Source organism: Kocuria sp. HSID16901, assembly GCF_003989425.1.
GTDB lineage: Bacteria > Actinomycetota > Actinomycetes > Actinomycetales > Micrococcaceae > Rothia > Rothia massiliensis.
Genome location: NZ_RBLM01000002.1, coordinates 206,624 through 228,758 on the forward strand (window position 1 = coordinate 206,624; position 22,135 = coordinate 228,758).

18 protein-coding genes are annotated in these 22,135 nt (G+C 62.6%); 14 read left to right on the plus strand and 4 right to left on the minus strand.

Going from position 1 to position 22,135, the window contains the following annotated elements; translation table 11 throughout:
• Positions 1-40 precede the first annotated feature (40 nt).
• The 3 genes from D8M21_RS03150 to D8M21_RS03160 are packed head-to-tail and all read right to left on the minus strand — an operon-like array spanning position 41 to position 5,032.
• Positions 41-1,165, minus strand: a complete 1,125-nt coding sequence (locus D8M21_RS03150) for an NAD-dependent epimerase/dehydratase family protein (protein WP_082156585.1) — start codon at positions 1,163-1,165, stop codon at positions 41-43.
• Positions 1,162-3,960 (minus strand): alpha/beta fold hydrolase, encoded by a 2,799-nt coding sequence (locus D8M21_RS03155; protein WP_082156627.1) that lies wholly within the window; start codon positions 3,958-3,960, stop codon positions 1,162-1,164. The genes D8M21_RS03150 and D8M21_RS03155 overlap by 4 nt, the downstream gene beginning before the upstream one ends.
• Before the next feature lie 40 nt (positions 3,961-4,000).
• Positions 4,001-5,032: a 3-oxoacyl-ACP synthase III gene (locus D8M21_RS03160; RefSeq protein WP_048678094.1), complete on the minus strand. Its 1,032-nt coding sequence runs from the start codon at positions 5,030-5,032 to the stop codon at positions 4,001-4,003.
• 238 nt (positions 5,033-5,270) lie between these two features.
• Between D8M21_RS03160 and smc the strand changes: the two genes are divergently transcribed.
• Positions 5,271-8,867, plus strand: a complete 3,597-nt coding sequence (gene smc, locus D8M21_RS03165; protein ID WP_126855653.1) for a chromosome segregation protein SMC — start codon at positions 5,271-5,273, stop codon at positions 8,865-8,867.
• 8 nt (positions 8,868-8,875) lie between these two features.
• Here smc and D8M21_RS03170 read toward each other — a convergent pair whose 3' ends face one another.
• Entirely contained in the window at positions 8,876-10,159 is a 1,284-nt protein-coding gene (locus D8M21_RS03170) for an MFS transporter (protein ID WP_238651005.1), read from the minus strand.
• 91 nt (positions 10,160-10,250) lie between these two features.
• On the opposite strand from D8M21_RS03170, the gene ftsY reads away from it, so the two are divergent.
• From ftsY to lepB, 13 genes are all read left to right on the plus strand, one after another.
• A complete protein-coding gene (gene ftsY / locus D8M21_RS03175) occupies positions 10,251-11,354 on the plus strand; it encodes a signal recognition particle-docking protein FtsY (RefSeq protein WP_048678096.1) in 1,104 nt (367 codons plus the stop codon).
• 246 nt (positions 11,355-11,600) lie between these two features.
• A complete protein-coding gene (locus tag D8M21_RS03180) occupies positions 11,601-12,902 on the plus strand; it encodes an ammonium transporter (RefSeq protein ID WP_065424191.1) in 1,302 nt (433 codons plus the stop codon).
• 146 nt (positions 12,903-13,048) lie between these two features.
• Positions 13,049-14,626, plus strand: a complete 1,578-nt coding sequence (gene ffh / locus D8M21_RS03185; RefSeq protein ID WP_048678097.1) for a signal recognition particle protein — start codon at positions 13,049-13,051, stop codon at positions 14,624-14,626.
• 10 nt (positions 14,627-14,636) lie between these two features.
• The gene (locus tag D8M21_RS03190; RefSeq protein WP_048678099.1) at positions 14,637-15,122 is read left to right on the plus strand and encodes an NUDIX domain-containing protein; all 486 of its coding nucleotides are present in this window, start codon (positions 14,637-14,639) and stop codon (positions 15,120-15,122) included.
• Positions 15,123-15,218: 96 nt separating this feature from the next.
• Entirely contained in the window at positions 15,219-16,319 is a 1,101-nt protein-coding gene (locus D8M21_RS03195; RefSeq protein WP_048678101.1) for a hypothetical protein, read from the plus strand.
• Between the two features lie 2 nt (positions 16,320-16,321).
• Positions 16,322-17,734, plus strand: a complete 1,413-nt coding sequence (locus D8M21_RS03200; RefSeq protein ID WP_048678103.1) for a sensor histidine kinase — start codon at positions 16,322-16,324, stop codon at positions 17,732-17,734.
• Positions 17,731-18,456: a response regulator transcription factor gene (locus D8M21_RS03205; protein WP_048678104.1), complete on the plus strand. Its 726-nt coding sequence runs from the start codon at positions 17,731-17,733 to the stop codon at positions 18,454-18,456. The genes D8M21_RS03200 and D8M21_RS03205 overlap by 4 nt, the downstream gene beginning before the upstream one ends.
• Positions 18,457-18,660: 204 nt before the next feature.
• Positions 18,661-19,089: a 30S ribosomal protein S16 gene (gene rpsP / locus D8M21_RS03210; RefSeq protein ID WP_048678106.1), complete on the plus strand. Its 429-nt coding sequence runs from the start codon at positions 18,661-18,663 to the stop codon at positions 19,087-19,089.
• Between the two features lie 2 nt (positions 19,090-19,091).
• A complete protein-coding gene (locus D8M21_RS03215) occupies positions 19,092-19,337 on the plus strand; it encodes an RNA-binding protein (RefSeq protein WP_048678107.1) in 246 nt (81 codons plus the stop codon).
• Between the two features lie 122 nt (positions 19,338-19,459).
• Positions 19,460-20,029 carry a ribosome maturation factor RimM gene (gene rimM, locus D8M21_RS03220; RefSeq protein WP_053089908.1) on the plus strand — a complete coding sequence of 190 codons (570 nt, stop codon included), beginning with the start codon at positions 19,460-19,462 and terminating at the stop codon, positions 20,027-20,029.
• The gene (gene trmD / locus D8M21_RS03225) at positions 20,026-20,835 is read left to right on the plus strand and encodes a tRNA (guanosine(37)-N1)-methyltransferase TrmD (RefSeq protein WP_048678109.1); all 810 of its coding nucleotides are present in this window, start codon (positions 20,026-20,028) and stop codon (positions 20,833-20,835) included. Before rimM ends, trmD begins: the two co-directional genes overlap by 4 nt.
• Before the next feature lie 240 nt (positions 20,836-21,075).
• Entirely contained in the window at positions 21,076-21,426 is a 351-nt protein-coding gene (gene rplS, locus D8M21_RS03230) for a 50S ribosomal protein L19 (RefSeq protein WP_048678110.1), read from the plus strand.
• A 14-nt stretch (positions 21,427-21,440) separates the two neighbouring features.
• Positions 21,441-22,097 (plus strand): signal peptidase I, encoded by a 657-nt coding sequence (lepB, locus tag D8M21_RS03235; RefSeq protein WP_048678112.1) that lies wholly within the window; start codon positions 21,441-21,443, stop codon positions 22,095-22,097.
• Positions 22,098-22,135 lie beyond the last annotated feature (38 nt).

Genomic DNA, 22,135 nt, shown 5'->3' on the forward strand with positions numbered 1-22,135 from the left:
CTTCGCGACCCGGACGAGGCCGGCCGGGCCGCGTCGACCCTCAGACCAGTGGCTTCAGCGCCGCGGTGTGTTCACCCACCCGCGGGCGGTAGTAGCGCCGCAACCGGCGCATTCCTTCGTCGATGCTCACCTCAGGCGTCCAACCCAGCAGTTGCTGGGTTTCGCGCTGATCAAACCAATGTGAGGTCGAGAGTTGTTCGGCGAGGAAGCGCGTCATCGGCGGCTCATCGCCATTCGGGCGCTTCTCCCAGATTTTCTCGACCACACTTCCCGCGAGCTTCGCGAGCGAGGCCGGGACCGTGCGTTCCGGCGGACGAACTCCCGCGGCGTCGCACATCATGGTCATCAGTTCACCGACCGTGCGCGGTTCGCCATTGCTGATAACCAGCGGTTTGCCGTGAACGGTCTTGAGCCGCTTGTAATCCTTCACGATGGCCTCGGCGGCATTATCCACGTAGGTGGAGTCGATCAGGGCCGCACCGGCGTCCAGAAGGGGGATGCCGCCCCGGTGGGCGCGTTCGATCACGCGCTCGACCAATTGCGTATCTCCAGGACCCCACACGAGGTGCGGGCGAACGACGCCCACGAGGAAATCCTCGGCGTCGTAGTCGAGGGCGAGGCGTTCGGCGTAGGCCTTGGACCGTGCGTAGTTGCCCCGTGCCGCCGCCGGGTCGGCGGGTTCATTGGCTTCGCCCATGATGGCGGAGCCCGAGTGTGCGACGGAGGGGGACGAAACGTAGACGAACTTTCGCATCCCCGCGGCGCGGGCGCCTTCCAGGAGCAGTCGGGTTCCGGTCACATTGGTCCGGACGTATTCTTCCCACGGTCCGGTCACCGATACCTTGGCGGCAAGGTGAATCACGGCGTCGGCGCCCTCCAGCGCACGAGCGACGTGTCCAGGATTCGTAATGGACCCGCGATGCTGTTCGAGACGCTCCAGGCCCTTGCTCTGCAAAGATTCTCGCACCGCCACGGCGTCGCGTCGCTGGAAACAACGCACCGTGTATCCGCGGGCGATCAGCCGCAACGCGACGCGCGAGCCAAGCAATCCACTCGCGCCCGTGACCACGATGGTGCGGTTGCGGGACTTGGCCAGCGAATGGTCTGCCAGGATCTCGCGGCGAGTACTCGGATCGGGGGCCTTCCAAGGCGTGCGCTTGCTCATGGTTTCGTGACCTTTCCACCGGATAGTACCGACGTGGCCCAAGAGGCCAGGCGCGGGCGGTCGATCTTGGAGTTGTGACGAATATCGGTCGGGTGCTCACGTACCTGAAGAATTGCCGCAGCTCGAATGCCGGTGGCGGATTCCACTGCGGACCGTACGGCACGGGTCAGATTGGGCGGTGCCGGGCCGTCCTTGACTCGTGCGTGCTTGCTTCCGTTCTCACCGGCGTCGCGTTCGACGACGATGACCGGCACCTGAGCGCCCCACGGCCCGACGCCCACCACCGCGGCGCGGCGGACCCCAGTGATGTGTTCCGCGGCGGTCTCGGCGGCAACGGGCGTGATGATGCCTTCAGGCGTGGAGAGAAGGTGGGACATCCGTCCTTCGACCCAGAGGCGCCCGCTCGCGTCGAAGTGTCCGACGTCGCCGGTGCGATGCCAGCCCGGAATGGTATCCGAGGCACGTTCGGTCCACCACAGTCGGTCGTAGTGATCCTTGGCGTGCGGTGCGGAGGCAATGATTTCGCCGGTGACGTTTTGCGTGTAGGTCGGATTCCCGGTCGCGCGGCCTTCCTCGTCGAGGGGAACCACCGCCACACGGGCACCGTAAACGGGAGTTCCTACGCAGACACCGCTGCCGGCACCGTCCACACCATTTTCCGGTTCGGAGTCTGCCGCGGCCTCACGGATCTGGTTGAGGTTGATATCGGTCACCGGTAGGCATTCCGTCATGCCATACGGGGTATGAAGTTTGGCGTTGGGGCATACCGTCGCGACCTCTTCGAGGAGCGGGATGGTGATAGGGGCACCTGCCGAGAGCAAGCGCCCTACGCGTTGCATGGCGCCGCGTTCCCGTTCGCTCAAGTCGTCCTTAGTGGCCACGACGTTCATGAGGGCGGCTGGGCTCGCGAAAACGACGGTCGCACGGATTGCCTCCACCGCCTGGGCGAGGGCGCGGGCCGTCAGGGTCTTGGGTTTGGTCACGTCCATGTCAGGGGTGACCGAGGTGGCGCCCAGAGCCGGTCCGAGCAGCGCAAAGGGAGCAAAGCCCGCGACGAGGCCGGCACCTGCGGAGAGGTTGTACGTGTTCTGGATGGCGTCCCTCATCGCGGAAAGCTGGCGATGGGTGTAGGCAACGCCCTTGGCCGGCCCGGTGGAACCGGAGGTATAGAGAATCGCGGCCACGTTATCGGGTTGGGGGGTATCCCACGGCGTCGACGGTTGAGCCTGGCGGCCGCCGTGAGAGTCGATGCCTGCCTCAGCACCAAGGAATTTGAGGGTGCTCGAATGCCCCGTACCTGCCAGAATTCGCCGTCCCGGCCACCCGGCGGTCTTGGCCGCGAGGAGAGCTTGAGGGGTGCCAATCAGGAATTCCGGGGAAGCCCCCTTCAAGGCACGGGTCAGACCGCGGATTCCCAACCCAGTATCGGCAATCACGATGACGGCCCCGATGCGCAGACACGCGTAAATGAGAATGGTGAGTCGTGAACCCGGCGGGACCAGAAGGTTCACACGAGTTCCGGCTCGAACACCAAGGTCCCGAAGTACGCCAGCCGCATGATCGACGTTTTCGGAGAGTTCGCGCCACGACAATTGCCGCCGGATGGTGGCCAAGGGCGCAGAAGCATGCTTCCCATGCGACGTCGGGTTGGCCGACTTGTGGGCGGGGCCCATGTCGACGACGGCGAGGGATTCGTCGTCGCGGCGTTCGTCCAGTTCGGCCGTCATGGGCCGGTACTGAAGGGCCAGGGGAGAGGCGCGGCGTTCCTTCTCTCGGGTGATGCGATGGTGATTGACCACGGAACGTGCGCCCAAGAGGGCCTCATCCAGCCAGGTGAAAAGCACCGGGGCGATGTTCTGGTCTTCCGCGACGAGGTGTCCGGAGTCGTCGAAACGGTGCAGTTGTGCCTGGGGATTCCGTGCGAGGATGTCGTCGAGGTAGCGCTGTTGGAAAACCGGATCGGCGGGGCCCCAGAGGACCAGGCAGGGCAGATCGTCATCATTGACCGCTTGAGCGATGCGTTCCATGTGCGGATGCGCCGGGTGCGAAGGGTCGAGGGGAATGTCCGCCACGAAATTCTGGATCCCTAGGCGGTCCTCGGCGGAACGGTACGGTGCCCGGAAGGTCGCCTTGACCTCGGGGTCCCACTCGCCTCGATGTAAGGAGAGCGTGACATCCAGGAAGGCAGTGGTACTCGAGGTTCCTCGGCGATGCACGGACGGATGGAGCGCGAGCCGTAGTGCTGCGGGAATCTTCTCCTCGCGGGGGTGGTGCAACGCCGTGTTGGTGAAAATCCGTCCCTTATGGAGTTCGGGATGCTCCACGCCCCAGCCTTGTGAAATGAGTCCGCCCCAGTCGTGGCTCAGCGTCACGATGCCGCGCTCACCAGGATTCTCATCAATGCCCAGAGTGCGGGTGAAATCACCGAGATCGCTGATGCGATCCGTCAGGCTCCTTTCGGTGCCGGTTCGTTCGGAATACCCCATGTCCAACTGATCAACGGCAACCACGCGCCAGGGCTGGCTCCCCGCGGTTGCACCGGCCGAGACCACGTCTCGCCACAGGTAAGACCACGTGGGGTTGCCATGCACACACAGGATGGTCCCCACTGGGTCGACGCCCAATCGCTCGAGTTCCGCGGCGTTGTCCAAGAAATGCCACGTCCGCTCGGTCCCAGCGTCGACGGGCGCGGAAGAGGGCACCGTGAGGGTTCGGCTCTGATCGCGGGCCACACCGGGCCAACGCTTGAGCGGAATCGGTCCGGGCTGCGGCGTGTGGGGATCTGTCCGGTTCACGGCGACCAATGAGTACCTCTTCCTTGCGGTGAGTCGGTGGTTACCAGGCGATTTCCATGAGGGCGGTATTCAAACCTGAACCCACGCCCATGCACAGGACACGCTGGCCGGGTTTGAGTCGCTCGGCCTCCAGCGCGAGGGTCATGGGAAGTGCCGCCGCCGCGACGTTTCCCCAGTACGGGAAGGTCACGGGGATACGGTCGCGGTCGATGCCAACGGCGTCGATAATCGCGTTGGTGTGGGAAGTGGAAATCTGGTGGGTGACGTATGCATCCATATCGGACCAGTCCCAACCGTCTTCGTGCGCGCGATCCCATGCGTCCGTCACGAGCTGGAGACCGTACTTGAGCAGACCGGTGGCATCTGTGCTCATGCCTTGGCCGGCTTCGCCTCCGATGCACAAATCCTTGTGTTCGGTTCCGGCTCGCGAAATTGATCCCAGAATCCGATGGCCTTCCGGGTGGCGGTCGGCGGGTCCGACGACGGCGGCTGCGGCACCGCAACCGAGGGTCAACGTCGCGAACTGTGCGAGGACGTCGTCGCGAGTTGCGGACGGATCATTCAGCATTTTGAGGGCGGTGTCATGCCACGGGGTGGGGTCCTCGCCGCACACGATGAGCGCGTACTCGATGGCTCCAGCATCAATCATGGATGATGCAACGGTGAGGCCGTTCACGAATCCGAGGCACGCGTTGGTCATATCGAAGTTCAACGCGTGGCGGGGGAGACCGATCTCGTGGTGGATCCCCACCGCGACGGCGGGCTCGAAATTATCCCGGGTGACGGACGTGTTGATGATGAGCCCGATCTGCTCGGGCTGGATACCGGCTTCGGCCAGTGCAGCACGGCCCGCTTGGGCTGCGCCGTGCTCGAAGGAACTTTCGGCAGACCATGCTCGTCGAGAGGAGATTCCGGCGAGGCGCTCCAGAAGGCCCTTGGGCATCTTCAAACGCCTATAGGTATCCGCGAGTTGCTCGTCGAAGTATGAGGAGGGCAACTCCTCTTCGGCCTCCACCTTGGTCACTGAAAGAAGCGCAGAGTTGCGGTGGTGGATAGAAGAGTTAGGGATCAATGAATCGAGCCTTTATCCGGAAAGTGGGCGGTGTGGTTGCGAGGATCGTCCTCGACACTCAAGAGGCAAGTCTACTACCCGGTGCGCCGCCGGTCAGTCATTTCACCGGTCACGAAACGTGAGATGGGACCTTGATGCCTGTGGTGGGTTGCCGGCACACGCACGCGATAGAGTGGGCGATCGGTCATCTCTCACGGTGACCCGCTATCCGTCCGAGCACCATAATCGAGGGAGAGGCATGCACCTCAAGACGTTGACGGTCAAAGGGTTCAAATCTTTTGCCTCGGCTACCTCCTTCGAATTCGAGCCCGGTGTGACGGCGGTTGTCGGGCCAAATGGCTCTGGAAAATCCAACGTCGTCGATGCGTTGTCCTGGGTCATGGGCGAACAAGGAGCCAAATCCTTGCGTGGCGGCAAGATGGAAGACGTCATCTTTGCGGGAACCTCTGGCCGTGCACCACTCGGCCGTGCTCACGTTTCGCTGACCATCGATAACACCGACGGCGCATTACCCATCGAATATTCCGAGGTCACGATCTCTCGGACCTTGTTTCGCACCGGCGGCTCCGAATACGCGATCAACGGCAACTCGTGCCGCCTGCTCGATATCCAAGAGCTTCTTTCGGATTCCGGCCTCGGGCGCGAGATGCACGTGATCGTGGGCCAAGGGCAACTCGACCGCATTTTGCACGCGACCCCGGAAGAGCGGCGTGGCTTCATCGAAGAAGCTTCCGGCGTCCTGAAACACCGCCGGCGCAAGGAGAAAACGCTTCGCAAACTCGCGTCGATGGAAACCAACGTCTCGCGGCTGGAGGATCTCACCGGGGAGATTGGCCGGCAATTGACCCCACTGGGGCGTCAAGCCAAGGTGGCCCGTCGCGCTCAGCGGATCCAACACGATGTCCGTGACGCCCGCGCGCGTCTATTCGCTGACGATTGGGTCCAAGCCTCGACCGCATTGGAGACCGACGCAGAAGAGCTGCAACGTGTTGCGGACGAATTGCGGCGTCTCGAGGCGGAGCAGGAGGAGGCGATTCGAGCCATCGCCGAGATCGAGGCGGAAGCGGCAGGCCTTTCCCCTCGAGTGTCTCGGGCCAGGGACACCTGGTATGCGCTCTCCCAACTGCGGGAACGCTACGAATCGCTCAAGCAATTGGCGCAGGAGCGGCAGCGCACCCAGTCCACGCCCGTTGGCAGGGCCCATCTGCGGGACCCCGAACAGCTTCAGGCCAACGCCGAGCGGATTGCTCGCGAACTTGAGGACGCTGAGCACGCCGTGGAACAGGTGGAACAGCGCCATCTCGAGGCCGGGGAGGAACGTTCCCGGTCCGAGGACGAGGCGCAAGCCGCTGAGGCCCACCACGCACACTTGGTTGCGGCCTCGGCCGAGCGGCGGGAAAACCTCGCGTCTCTCCGAGGCGCCATGTCCACCGCACGTTCTGAACACGAATCGCTTCAGACGCGACGTCGCGAACAAGAGGCCGAAGTCGCATCCGTGCAACAGCGCTTGGACACGTATCGCACGGACCTCGAGAGGCTCTCTGGCGCCTCAGGCCCGACCGATGAAGATACCGCCGCCTCTCGTGCCTCGGATGAAGCCCACGCCGCAACGGAGTCCACGCAAGCCCAGTTGGACAAGGCGGCGACGTCCCTCAACGCGACCCGGCGCGAACTCGATGCGGCGCTGGCTCGGGTTGAGGCGCTGAAAGAATCTCTTCCAGCCGCTGACGCTACGGAGGCGATAGCGTCCGCATTTGGCGACCAGATACGCAGGGTGCGGGACGGCGTCACGGTGGAACCAGAACATGCGGGAGCCCTCTCGGTGGCACTCGGCGCGGTGGCCGACGGGCTAGCCGTCCGCGAGCCGGAAGCACTTCAAAACATTCTGAACCATGCACGCGAAGAAGGACTCGGCGTCGTGAGTCTGCTGGTGGACTCTCCGAATGTGGTGCGTGGCGGAGGCGATGACCTAGAGAATGCCCTTCATCGCATCAAGGAATCGTGGGCCTCGGACGTCGTGTGGGCACCTCGCGTGGTGACCGGTGGAGACCTCGCCGAGAGCGTGCGCACCATCGTGAGCAGGTGCCTGATTGCCCCGAGCCTCGACGTTGCCTGTGCATTGAGGGACCGCCTGCTGGAGCTGCCCGACGGCGAATTGACGACGCCGGGGTGGCAGGTCGTCGTCGCGGATGGGACCGTCATCGCCGCCGGTCAAGCACGCGGCGGAAGCGCCTCGGGGGCCACCGGGCTGGAGATTAGTGCCCGCTTGGCGTCCGCCGAGGAAGCCCTGGCAGGGCTCCGAGAACGGCACGATCAAGCCGTGGCCAAACACGGGAAAGCCTCGGAAGAACACCGTCGATCCCGAGAGGCGGCGCGGGCCGCTCGCGAAGAATTCGCGCGCATCAGCAAGGAGAGCAGTTCCAATGCCGCGGTGCTCGCCCAGGCACGGACCCTCGTGACTTCCACAGAGGAAGAGCTCGACGGCGCCAAACGCCGATTGGAAGAACTCGCTGCGCGAGAGCCCGCATTGGCCGAGAAGCTGGAACACGCCGTCGGGGCCGTCTCGGCGGCATTGGAGCTCCAGGACGAAGACGGCGGCGAGGCGTTGGAACGCGCCGAGGTCGCCAGGAAGGACGCAACGGAAGCGGCCAGGACTGCTCGCACTCGCGAGACCGAAGCACTCCTGGCAGTTCGAAGTGCGCAGAGCCAGATCGACCAGCTCAAACAACGCAAAGACGCCGCCCTGCGTGCGGTGTCCACGGAAAAGGCGGCACATGCGGAGGTCGAGCGCCAAGAAAAGCGCCGCCGCATCCAATACCAGGCCACCAGCCGAGTTCTGAGCATGATCGGCTCGGTCTGCGAACGTCTCGAGGCCTCCCTCACCGTGGCCGACGCGGAACGGGAACGACTCCAAAAAGAACGGGCCGGACTCGAATCACGCCTAGCGGAAGCCCGGACTCGCGAGAAATCCCAGCGAGACGCACTGGACGCGCAACGCTCCAAGGCCCATTCGGGAGAACTGGAGCGTGCCACCCGTGAAGCCAAATTGGAATCGCTCCGCGAATCGATCCTGGAGGAATTGAGCCTGACGACGGACACCTTGGTGTCTGACTACGGTCCGCACCTGCCGATTCCGGTTCTGGACGAATCTGGGGAGACGACGGGCGAGGAACCCTTCGTGCGTGAGGCCCAGGAGCGACGGCTCCAACGAGCCCGCAAGGATCTCAAGGCCTTGGGCAAGGTCAATCCCTTGGCCCTCGAAGAGTTCGCGGCCCTGGAAGAGCGCCATACGTATCTCGTGCAACAACTCGAGGACCTCAAGGCCTCGCGTGCCGATCTTGAAGAAATCATTCGCGATGTCGATGATCACGTGCGAACCGTCTTCACCCAGGCCTTCCACGACACCCAAGAAGAGTTCGTCAAAGTATTTTCCACCCTCTTCCCCGGCGGCGAAGGAAAGCTGGTCCTGACCGATCCGAGCGACATGCTGACCACCGGCATCGAGGTGCACGCCAAACCTGCCGGGAAGAAGGTCAAGAGACTCTCTCTCTTATCCGGCGGCGAGCGCTCGTTGACTGCCATCGCGATGCTGGTGGCGATCTTCAAGGCACGGCCATCGCCGTTCTACGTGATGGATGAGGTCGAGGCCGCTTTGGACGACCGAAACCTGGGTCGACTCTTGACGATCCTCAAGGAACTTCAGCTCAGCTCGCAGTTGATCATCATCACCCACCAGAAGCGCACCATGGAAATTGCGGATGCCCTCTATGGCGTTTCGATGCGCGGCGACGGTATTACCCAAGTCATTTCGCAAAAGTTGGCGGACCTGCGCTGATAATTCGTTCAGTCCTTTTGCGGGAAGGATGCCCGCGGGGTCAGGAAGAGCACGACTCCGGCCAGCGCGAGGAGCCCGCCTGAGATACCGAATGCCGGGGCAAAGCCGACGTCGTCGATCACGGCACCGAGGACGATGGGGGCGATGATTTGCCCGACGTCGGCGCAGGCCTGATAGGCGGACATCACGTTGCCGCCGGACCTTTTCGATCCCACGATGTCCGTGAGCGTGGCCTGCATGGAGGGCGTGTACAGCCCGGTACTGAGACCCGCCAAGAGGCAGAGCGCCCACAGGGACCAGGCATGACCGGCTCCGCCCAACACGCCCGTGAGGATAGCGGCCACAACGAGCCCGGTGACCAGAAAGGGGCGGCGTCCATAGCGGTCCGATAGGCCGCCGAAGAGAATCTGGGAGAGCGCCGATCCTCCGGCGAAGACGCCCAGGGCGATCCCCGCGACGCTGGCTCCCGAACCGAACCCGGAAGCGGGCGCCCCACTAGCGGTGGCTATGGCCGTGGCGAAGAGGGGAATGATCGCGACGCGAGCCCCGAGGTTGGCCCAACCGTGTGCGAAGCTCGCCAAGAGTAAGGACCTGTAGCTGCCGATTGACCATGCCTGAGAAAAGGTCATCGGCAGGAGCACGGACCCGGTATCCGTACGGGCCTCGACCGGCCTGAGCTTCCAAGCGGCGACGGCGATCGCAAAAACTAACGCGAGCGCATAGATCACGAAAGGCGCCCGCAGCCCCCAGGCCGCCGTGAGACTACCAATGACCGGTCCCATGATGCTTCCCAGCATGAACGACGTCGCGTAGTAGCCGGAAACTTTGGCGCGAATCGACGGCGGGGCCAAGCGGGCGATCAGCCCCATCGCTGAGACCGTAAACATGACCGATCCAATGCCACCCAGACCCCGCAAAATGACGAGCAAAATATATGAGGGCGCGAAGGCCGTTGCCGCGGAGGATAGCGCCACCACGGCCAAGCCCATCAGATACGTGCGCCGTTCACCGACTCGGGACATGATCGGTCCGGCCACCGGGGCCCAGGCCACCCGCATCAGCGCAAAGGCGGACATCACGGCTCCCGCAGCGGTCGCGCCCACGCCAAAGGAGGTAGCGAATTGCGGCAATACCGGGGCCACGACGCCGTAGCCTGCGGCGATCACGAAGGCCGCCACAACGAGCACTTTCAGGTCCGTGGGAACCTTGGGACGTGGGGCCTTTCGTCCGGGGCTCGGCTGGGATGATTCAGGGGACGACTCTGCGGCGTCGTGCGGGGGATTGGGGGTCACGGGAAGCACCCTACTCGACCGCGGACGGACCCGCGATCCACAACCTGCACCGTGGTGTTGAGCACCAGCGTGCTTGTGGCAAGCTGGGAACGTGAACGACACCCTGATCCTGATCCTGTACATCCTGGCCGGAGTTCTGGTGCTTGGCGGTCTGGCCTTCGTCTTCTTGAAAGGCCCGAAAGCCCCCAAGGAGGGCTACCCGGAGACTCGCGACGAAGACGATACCGAGGGCTCGACTTCGGTCACGACCAAGCCAGCCTACGAGCGTCCCGCCCCGGTGGCTGGTCGCCTCCAACGACTCCGCGCACGACTCGCTCGCTCCAACTCCATGCTGGGCAAGGGCCTCTTGGCGTTGCTCTCGAGCGACAAGATCGACCAAGACGTGTGGGACCAAATCGAGGAAACGCTCCTCATGGCGGACCTCGGTTCCGAACCGTCCCAGCGGATGGTCGAGGCACTACAGACCCGCGTCAAGGTTGAAGGCACGGAAGATCCCGCCCGGGTGAAGACCATGTTGCGGGAAGAACTCCTCAAACTCGTGGACCCCACCATGGACCGCGAACTCGCCCTCGACGGCGCCGGCGATAATCCAGGCGTGGTCCTGGTGGTGGGCGTGAACGGCGTCGGCAAGACGACGACCGTGGGCAAGCTCGCCCGCGTGATGGTGGCCGAGGACAAGAGCCTCCTGCTCGGTGCTGCCGATACATTCCGCGCCGCGGCCGCGGACCAACTCCAGACGTGGGGAAACCGCGTTGGCGTCGAGACCGTCCGCTCCGACAAAGAGGGGGCCGACCCCGCGTCCGTCGCGTATGAATCCGCCGAGCGCGCCAAGAATGACGGCGTGGACACCCTCATGGTCGACACCGCAGGACGCCTGCAAAACAAGGCCGGGCTGATGGACCAGCTCGGCAAGGTCAAGCGTGTGCTCGAAAAGGTTGCGCCCGTGACTGAGGTACTCCTCGTCATCGACGCCACTACGGGCCAAAACGGCATGGTGCAGGCCAAGGTCTTCGCCGAGGTCGTCGACATCACCGGCATCGTCCTGACCAAACTCGATGGCACGGCCAAGGGCGGAATCGTGGTGGCGATCCAGAATGAACTCGGAGTGCCCGTAAAACTGGTCGGACTCGGCGAAGGCCCGGACGACCTGGCACCCTTCGACCCCGAAGGCTTCGTGGACGCCATCATCGACTAGCCTGGCAGTCGCCGAAAACCACGGACCTATTGCACCGAGGCCCGATGCCTTTCCCGCGCGGGAGGACATCGGGCCTTCGTGTTGTCCGGTCCCAAGCCGAATTCGTATACATTCCCGAAACGTTCGCGGCAGATTTGTAACATCCCGGACATCATTCCTGCGTCGAGACGAAACACGCCATCCCGAGACTGGGGTTGACTGCCAACCCAGGGACCGTGACGAGGTCCCGCCAGGAAGGGACACTTCATGGACCACCTCACTGCCCAAGATGTGTGGACGATCGTCGCCGCGTCGCTCGTCCTCTTCATGACGCCGGGACTCGCCTTCTTCTACGGAGGAATGACCCGGGTGAACTCGGCCCTCAACATGATCTTGATGAGCTTCGTCTCGATCGGATTGGTTGGCGTGGTCTGGGCACTCTGGGGAAGTTCCATGGCCACGGCACCTGCCATGATCCCGGGAATCGTGGGAAACCCCACCGGCAACTTCGGTCTCGGCCAGTCAATTTCTGACGGGGACCTCATGTCGGCCGGATTCTCCGCAACCTTCGCCATCATTACTGTCTCGCTGATTTCCGGCTCCATCGCGGACCGCACGAAATTCGGATCGTGGTGCGTTTTCGTGCCGCTATGGGTAACGCTCGTTTACGCCCCATTGGCCTTCATGGTGTGGGCCGACGGCGGCCTCTTCGCAGAACACGGAGTGATTGGCCAACGACTCGGAGAAGCCATCGACTTCGCCGGTGGACTCGTCGTTCACATCAACGCTGGCGTCGCGGGCCTGGTGCTCTGCCTCGTCCTCGGCGTCCGGAGAAACTTCACGACTCGGGCCGAACACCGCCCCCACAATGTGCCGTTCGTGATGCTCGGCGCCGCCATTCTCTGGTTCGGCTGGTTCGGATTCAACGCCGGAGCCGCCACCGACGCCGCCCAAGCTGGTCGCATCTGGGTCAACACCCTCGTGTGCCCGGCGGCCGCCATGCTCGGGTGGCTCCTCACCGAACGCCTCCGCGACAAGCACCCCACCTCCCTCGGAGCGGCATCTGGCATCGTCGCCGGCCTCGTCGCCATCACCCCAGCGTGCGCCAACGTGGACCCGGCCTGGGCCATCGTCCTGGGTTTTGTCTCCGGGGTGGCGTGTGCGCTCGCCGTCGGGCTGAAATATCGCTGGGGTTATGACGACACCTTGGACGTCGTGGGAGTGCACCTCGTCGCCGGCATCATCGGAACGCTCGCTCTGGGGTTCATTGCCACGTCAAGCACCGGACGTCCTGGATTGTTCTATGGAGGAGGCCTCGGCCTGCTTGTGACTCAGGTCGTGGCAACGGTGGCGACTGTGGGATTCACGGCCCTGGGAACGTTCTGCATCGCGTGGGTTCTCAAGCGCACCATAGGATTCCGAATCAGTGAAAGTGACGAGGAAGCGGGCATCGACGCCATGGTGCACGCGGAAACGGCATACTCGCTGATGAGCGGGGCGTCGGGGGAGCGCTCCGGGGAATCGATGGCATCGGCGTCTCCGGCAGGTGGGGAGGATCCCCGAGTGTGAGGCGATCGGCCGTTCGCGGCGTGGAAAAATGATGAGGCTATGGGGCGGCCGGTGCTAGTCTTGTAAGCTGACCGACCACCCGTGGCGACCGGCCATGATTGAGTGCCGCGCCCGGAGACCACTGCACTGAAAGTAGACCACGTCACGTGTTCAATTCCCTCTCCGACCGTCTAGCTTCGACCTTCAAAAACCTCCGCGGCAAGGGCCGACTTTCGGAGGCTGATGTTGATGCCACCGTTCGCGAGATTCGGCGCGCGCTGTTGGACGCCGACGTCGCGGTCCCCGTGGTTCGTGCCTTCACGGCATCCATTAAGGAACGTGCTACGGGTAGCGAGGTCTCCGAGGCCCTCAACCCGGCGCAGCAGGTCGTAAAGATCGTCAACGAGGAGCTCCAAGGCATCCTCGGTGGGGAAACCCGACGCATCAACATGGCCAAGACGGGCCCCACGATCATCATGCTGGCCGGCCTTCAGGGTTCGGGTAAAACGACGTTTGCGGGCAAGCTGGGACGCTGGCTCGCCGGCCAGGGCCACAAGCCGCTGCTGGTCGCGTCCGACCTCCAACGCCCCAACGCCGTCACCCAGCTGAAGGTGGTCGGCGAGCGGGCTGGCGTCCCGGTGTACGCGCCGCACCCCGGAACGACGAGTGAATTCGACGATCCCACCGGCGATCCCGTGCAGGTGGCGCGCGACGGCGTGACTACGGCTCGCGCCAAGCTCCACGACGTCGTGATCGTGGATACCGCCGGCCGTTTGGGTGTGGACCAAGAACTCATGAAGCAGGCCCGCGATATTCGCGATGCCATTGTTCCGAACGAAGTCCTGTTTGTCATCGACGCCATGATCGGTCAAGACGCCGTCAACACGGCGTTGGCCTTCAACGAGGGCGTCGACTTTACCGGCGTCGTGCTCTCCAAGCTCGACGGCGACGCCCGCGGCGGTGCGGCACTGTCCGTCGCTTCCGTGACGGGCAAGCCGATCATGTTCGCTTCGACCGGTGAAAACGTCACCGACATCGAACAGTTCCACCCGGACCGTATGGCCAGCCGCATCCTGGACATGGGCGACGTCCTGACCTTGATTGAGCAGGCCGAGGCGAGCTGGGACAAGGCCGAAGCCGATCGGATGGCCAAGAAATTCCAGGACCGTGAGGACTTCACGTTCGAGGACTTCCTGGCCCAGATGCAGCAGATCCGCAAAATGGGATCGATGAAGAAGATGCTGATGATGATGCCGGGTGCGGCTCAGATGCGTCAGCAGCTCGAAAACTTTGACGACCGTGAGATCGACCGGATCGAGGCCATCGTGCGCTCGATGACGCCCCACGAGCGTGTGGCGCCGAAGATTATCAATGGGTCTCGACGTGCCCGTATTGCTCGCGGTTCCGGTGTGACGGTTTCAGAAGTGAACCAGCTCATGGAACGATTCGCTCAGGCCCAAAAGATGATGAAGCGCATGGCCTCTGGCCAGGGCGTTCCCGGAATGCCCGGCGGAATTCCGGGCATGGGTGGAGCCGGCGGTGCGAAGAAGAACCGCAAGAACGTCAAGGGCAAGAACGCGAAGAAGGGCCGCTCGGGTAATCCTGCAAAGCGCGAAGCGGAGCTCAAGGGTCAGGTCCGTAAGCCGGCGCAGAAGAACGGCTCGAGTTTCGGAAAGAGCCAGGATTTCGATATGGATTCCATGAATTTGCCGAAGGGCTTTGAGAAATTCCTCGGGGACAAGTAGACCTAGAGTCATGGTCGATACATACCTTTCCCCCGAGGATTTCAAGGCTTTCGTCGAATCTCTGCCGCGTCGACGCATGGCCGCTGGGGCAATCATTACGGACGAGTCCGATCGGTTGCTGATCGTCAAGCCCAATTACAAGTCCGGATGGTCTTTGCCGGGTGGCACGGTTGAGGCAGGGGAGTCTCCTCAGGAAGGATGCTTCCGCGAGGTCCTCGAGGAGGTCGGGCTCGACTTGCCCCGAGGGCGCATGCTTCTGGTCTTTCACGGCCTCAATATGGGCGAATGGGGCGACTCCGCGTACTTCATGTACGACGGCGGTTCCATCAGCTCGGATGCCCCGATCACTCTTCAGGAAGAGGAGCTGACGGACTACCGCTTCGTCCCGTTGACTGAATTGGACGGATTCTTGAGCCCCGGGTTCTCGGACCGATTGCGCCAAGCACATGACGTCCGGGGGACGGACGCGGTCATCGAGCTCAGCTCACACGGCTGAACCGACCATCCACATCATTCGCATCCTCACCTCACGTGAGGAGAACACGAGTAGCGTGAGGAATAGACAGACCGACCACTGCGAAAGGGGAATTTCGTGACGGAACAGCGTCCTACCCACCCAACGCCTGAACCCGGAGGCATCTCCTGGCAGTGGGTCCCCGTTCGCTTGGATCTTCACCGCCAGCTTCGGGAGACGTCAGAAGGCGGCGTCGTCGTGACGGGCAGCGGTGTTGACGCCGAGCGTGAGCGCATACTTGCGGTGATTCGTGAACAGTCGGTGCCAGCCCTCTATACAGTCGGCGATCACAACTTACGGCTGATGGTGCCGGTACATATCCGCGACGAGATCACCCACGTGGCCAGGGCAGACGAAAACGGCGAGCTTAGCCTGGGCGGCGAACTCGGTGAGTTCATGGAAACCATTCTTGCCTTCCCAGGTCTGGAATACGCCTCATGGCAAACTGGCGACGGCATAACGGGTGCGCCAAGCGCCGTCGCCATGTTCGAAGCAAGCCACCGGCAGGTGCAGCGTGCCATCGTTCAGTCGAAGCCCGAGGGATGGATTGAGCGCGCCAGCGCGGGCGACCGATGGGTCATCGTGACCTCGGAACGTTACGAGGATCTCCTATCGATCGTCGACGAACTTCCGCACCGAGCCGTCGTACTCGACACCGACGGTGAGCATCGTGCCGCGACATTCTGCCCCACCGTCGGCGACCCTGTGACCTTGGCGTGGGGTCCCGTCCGAGGCGCGGTGTTCACCTATCCCACCAATTCCCCGGCCGGTGCACTGCAATCCGAAATCGCCGGCCAGGAGGAGCGTGAGGTCCGCGACGCCGCTCGGACTCAAGCGGTGAAAAACCTGACGGAAGCCTTCGGGCTGGATGACGTCGGTGCACGCCGCCTTGCGCGATACGCAGCGGACGATCACGGACGTTTTGCTCCCGAGTCCGTCCTCCAACTCTTGGGGCTCACCGATATGCCCGCAAAGATCATCGACGGTCGTAAGGCCATGGCCGATCAGCCAGATTACGAACGGGTGGAAGCGCACGGCCGTGCCCTGAATCTCGACGACGGCCGCGCGGCTCTTCACGCGGCCCAGGAGCTGGGGGTCACGGCGCGCCGAAGCGGATGGGCCTTGGCCGCCGCAACCGGCGTCGGTATTGGTGCGTGGCTGCTACGTCGTAAGCGATAGGCGTGGCTCACCACCCGAAACTCGCGGCCCTCAACGGGTGGCTCAACGATCCAGAAGCCCCCGAATGGATACGCCCACGCCCGGGAAAGAGATCGCAACGGGCCGACGTTCTGCTGGCAGTGGTTTTGGCCGTCTTGAGTTTCCTGCTGACGGGCCTAATGCAGTCATTTGGCGGTCCGCTAGGCGAGAGCACCTATTCGCCGGTCGATTACGGTGCGGCGGTTCTCATGCCTCTCGGCCTTCTCTTCCGACGAAGATTTCCGCTGGTCACATTGATGGTGGCCACCGTTCTCTTTCTGGGGCTGTCTACCCTCTCGCCCGCCGTGGCGACATCATGGATTTTTCAGGCGTGCTACTTTTCCGCCATCTACACGGCGGTGGCCTGGGCGCCGCATCGTCGCCGTACGTGGATCGTCGTCGGTTTGGTGGTGGTCGGCTTCCTAGCACTGATTGCGGTGCCCTGGATGCTCCAATCCACGTATGAAACCGGCCTGCGAATCAAACTTGACGACACGCAAGGGCCGCTCGATCCGGTGATCGCCTACGCCATGTTCTCGGCGCTCGTGAACGTCGCATATCTGTGTGGCGCCGCCCTTTTCGGAAGAAGTTCCTGGAAGGGGGCGCTGAGACGCTCCCGCCTGGCCGAACAGACGCGCACCATCGAAAGCCAAACACGGATGCTAACGCGACAGGCGATAGTCGAAGATCGATTGAGGCTTGCCCGTGACCTTCACGATTCCGTGGGCCATCATTTTACCGGGGTGGGCCTCCAAGCCGGAGGCGTCAGGAGAATCGTGGAACGCTCGGTCGTGGTGGATCGAGTGATATTAAACGAGGAGCAGACGAGCCTCGTGAAGGAATCCTTACAGGCCATCGAATCCAGCACCAAGAAAGGCATCGGCGAACTCCAGACCGTCCTGAGGGTGCTTCGTGCCGAAGACGAGGACAACGAAGGAGGTCCGGAAGCTTTCCGAGACCTTCCAGCCATGCTCGAACATTTTGAAGAGCTGGGCCTCACGACGCGGTTGTGGATTAGCGGTGACAACGGATTGGTCTTCGATGAATTGGCCGAACATCCGTCCGCAGAAGTGAGGAGAGGCCTCTATCTGATGATTCAGGAGGCCCTGAACAACGTGCTCAAGCATTCCGTCTCTCGGGAGGCCAAACTGGCCGTGAAGTCCCGCCGCACCACGCAGGAACTCGAAGTGCAGATTCTCGACGCCGGACCGGCACGAGCCGCAACATCAGAACGCCTGGTTTCCAGTAGTGGCGCAGGGATTCGGGGCATTGAAGAACGGGTCACACGGTGGGGAGGCCACATCCAGTATGGACCGTCGAGTGAAACGGCTGGGTGGACTATCTCATGGACTATTCCCTGGCCCGTTTCATGGAGCAGTGGAGAGGACTCCGAATGAAACAGCCGTCGCGGGTATTTCTCGTCGACGACCAAGAACTGGTCAGGTCGGGATTTTCGTTGGTCCTATCGGTCGAACCGGGGATCGAGGTCGTGGGTTCGGCCGCCAACGGAATGTCGGCCTTGGAACAGCTGCGGGCCGATCCCGCCGACATCGTGCTCATGGACATTCAGATGCCAGGAATGAGTGGTCTCGAGGCGACTCGCGCCGTCGTCGCCGAGGGCCTCGGGCAGGTCATCATGTTGACGACCTTTGATCGGTCGGATTACCTCTTTGGTGCCCTCCAAGCCGGAGCAAGCGGATTCTTGCTGAAAACGGCCAGCGCGGAAGACCTCGTGGCCGCGATTGAGGCAGTGGCCGACGGACATGCACTCTTGAGCCCGGAAGTCACGCTTCCGTTGATCCGACGTTTCGTGGAGCCGGATTCGTTCCGCTCCGGGGACGGGGCACACACCGCGGGTCCAGGAAACCGTGGAACTGCGCGTGACGAGGAAATTTCTCCCGACCAGGCACGGGCTTTGGACGAGTTGTCGGAGCGGGAGAAAGAAGTGCTGGTGCTGATGGCTCAGGGTAAGTCCAATACCGAAATTGCTGCCGAACTCTTCCTCGGTTTGGCTACCGTCAAAACCCACGTATCTCGGGTGTTCGCCAAAACCGGAAGTCGAGACCGGGTGCAGGCCGTGATCTTTGCCCTGCGTACCGGACTAGCCGATCTGGAGTAGGCCTCCCACGTGATGCAGACGACCACGCCGGGAAGGTTGACGTGCTGGTCATGCCTGGACACGTCTGGCATACTTGACGGGTACTCAATGCGCGCGGCCCCTCTCACCGTGTGACATTAGGTCCGCAGGATCTTGCACGACAACCCCGCCCCACGGGTGTGCGTCTGGATCCGACCTTGTATAGATACAGGAGAGTCCACACAAGTGGCTGTTAAGATTCGTTTGAAGCGTTTGGGCAAAATCCGCGATCCGCGTTACCGCGTGGTCGTGGCCGATTCCCGTACCAAGCGAGATGGTCGTGCCATCGAGGAGATCGGCATCTACCAGCCGACCGAAAACCCCTCGTTGGTTCAGATCGATTCCGAGCGTGCGCAGTACTGGCTGTCCGTCGGCGCTCAGCCGACCGAACAGGTGCTCGCGTTGTTGAAGCTGACCGGCGACTGGGCCAAGTTCAAGGGCGAGGGCGCTGCTGAATCGACCGTTAAGCCGGTTGAGAGCAAGCCTGAGTTCCAGGTCCCGGAAAAGGACTCCGTGATCATCACCGAGGCGATCACCAAGAAGGGTGACGCCAAGGCTGAAGAGGCTCAGGAGTCTGAGGACAAGGCCGAGGCCGCCGAAGAGTCTGCCGAATAATCATGTTGTCCGAAGCCTTGAAGCACCTCGTCCAGGGGATTGTTGATCACCCCGAAGATGTCGATGTTCGTTCCCGATCCGGCAGGAGAGGGCAGACCCTTGAGGTCCGCACCCATCCTGAGGATCTAGGTCGCGTCATCGGCCGGGGCGGTCGTACCGCAAAGTCGGTGCGTACCGTGATTAATGCTCTGGCCGACGGAGAACAGGTTCGGGTGGACGTCGTCGATACCGACAGGCGTCACTCATAACATGAACGGCGTTATGCCGTGACGATGGGCCCGCGTTCACCTTTGTGGTGGACGCGGGCCTGTTATATTTCCGTGGAGTACACCGTGGCGATCTGGCCACCGAAGTGAAGGAGACCACCGCTGTGAAGGTGCAGGTTGCGCGTATCGGCAAACCCCACGGGATCAAGGGGGAGGTCACGGTTCAGCTGTACACGGATAGCCCGGAGGCCCGCATGGCCAAGGGCGCAGAATTCGTCTTGGAGCCGCCGCATCCCTTGGCGCCTCACGGTACCGTGACCATTTCGAGCGCACGGTGGAATAAGTCCATCATGGTGCTGGGCTTCCGGGAAGTGCGCACCCGCAATGACGCGGAAGCTCTTCGGGAGCACCGTTTGGTGCTGGATACCGACACCGAGGAAGATTCGACTGAGGGTTACTACGAGCACGAACTCGAAGGGCTGGACGTCTACGTTGTCTCCTCGCCTGATGAAACGGAACTGACGGAGCCGGTGGGAACCGTCGCAGAACTCCAGACCATGCCCACCCAGGACCTCCTCACCGTCACCCTTCACGATGGCACCGAAGCGCTGATCCCGTTTGTGGAAGAGATTGTCCCGGACGTCGACCTGGAGCAGGGCTTTGTCGTGTTGTGTCCGCCGCCCGGGCTCCTCACCGTAAATTCGGACGACGAGGATGACGAGGCGGCGCAATGACTCCTCGCTACGACGTCATCTCCATTTTTCCCGAATACCTCCAGCCGCTCGAGCTCTCCCTGATTGGCAAGGCCCGCCGCGCAGGCTTGCTGGACCTAACGATCAGCGATCTTCGCGATTTCACCACAGACCGTCATCGAACCGTAGACGACACCCCGTACGGTGGCGGAGCGGGCATGGTCATGAAGGCCGAACCTTGGGCGCAGGCGCTGGAATCCCTGCTTCCCGAAGACGACGACGCCGAAATGTTCAGCATTTTGAACGTCGACGATCGCCCTCTCTTGGTCGTTCCGTCCCCGGCCGGACACGTCTTTACGCAACGCACGGCTGAAGAATTTGCTACGGAACGGCACATCGTTTTCGCTTGTGGCCGGTACGAAGGCATCGACGAGCGGGTTCTCGAGTGGGCCGCGGATCGCTTTCGAGTGCTGCCGGTCAGCCTGGGGGACTACGTGTTGAACGGGGGAGAGGTCGCGGTGATGGCGATGATCGAGGCCACCGCTCGCCTCCTGCCCGGCGTGATTGGTAATCCCGAGTCTTTGGTTGAAGAGTCCCATTCCGACGGATTGCTGGAATACCCCGTCTACACCAAGCCATCTGTATGGCGGGACCGGCCCGTTCCGGAGGTCCTCCTATCGGGTCATCACGCCGTCATCGCGCGGGCTCGTCGTGATTGGCAATTAGAACGGACCGCACGACGTCGTCCAGATCTCATCGAGGGGCTGCCAGAGTCCTCGTTGGATCGGAAGGACCAGGCGGTGCTGCGTGACGTGACCGAACACAGTGATGAGGACAACACCGAGTAGTTCATTTACCCCGCGTTCCTCCGTGGAACTGATCAGTGCGGTGTGGCAGAATAGGGGATCGCGCCGTCTCCGGGCACGCCCCTGCCGCAGGGGGAAGAGCGACCATACGGAAGACGGCACCTCAGCACCAATCGTGTTGAGGTGAAACATTTCTTCGGAAGCATTCTCGCTTAGGGCGAGGAAGCCTCCGTCGTATCAATCAGTTGGTGGCCTGCGGCATTGGCTGAGGAGAATAATCTCATGCAGACTCTGGATTTCATTGACCAGAAAAACCTCCGCACGGATATCCCGGAATTCGGCCCGGGCGACACCCTCGATGTTCACGTGAACATTACTGAGGGCAATCGCTCCCGTGTTCAGGTTTTCCGTGGCTACGTCGTCGGCCGTCAGGGTGCCGGCGTGCGCGAGACCTTCACCGTCCGCAAGGTTTCCTTCGGCGTCGGTGTGGAGCGTACGTTCCCCCTGCACTCCCCGATTTTCGACAAGATCGAGGTTTTGACGCGCGGTGACGTTCGTCGCGCCAAGCTGTACTACATGCGTGACCGCCACGGTAAGGCAGCTCGTATCCGTGAGAAGCGCGAGACCAAGTAAGGTCTTTCGTCATCATGACTTCGGCCGATACCTCGGCCCACGCCGCCAAGCGCCGGTTCCTCTCGGGGAACCGGCGCTTGGTCGTGGTGGCGTTGGCGATTGCCGTCGTCGTCATAGTGTGCATCCGTGGATTTGTCCTGGATGTGTTTTACATCCCTTCGGGGTCGATGGAACCGACTTTGAAGGGCGGCAATCGAGTTGCCGTGTGGCGCTTGGACGCCGGCGAGCCTCAGCGCGGGGACATCGTGGTCTTCGATGGTTCGGGGTCGTTGGCTCCCTACGATTCTGGGGCGAACGCGTTGACTCGCTTCGCCTCGGAAGTTGGCGCGTGGGTCGGAATGACTCAGCGTGACGATATTTACGTGAAACGCGTGATCGGCGTCGCCGGGGATCACGTGCACTGCTGCGCCGCCGATGGGAAGATCACCGTCAACGGAAAACCTCTCGACGAGCCGTACATCATGCCCGGCGACGCACCGTCGACGACGCCATTCGACGTCGTCGTTCCCGAAGGCCGCATGTGGGTCATGGGCGATCACCGTTCCGAATCGCGGGACTCCAGGTCGCTGCTCGGCGCACCCGGTGGGGGCCTGATTCGTACCGATAAGATCGTGGGTCGCCCCGTCGCCGTGTTGTGGCCGCTCGATTCCGTGACCCGAATTCGCCGATGACGGACGCCGACGCCAGTAGACTTGGCTGAGACCTGAGC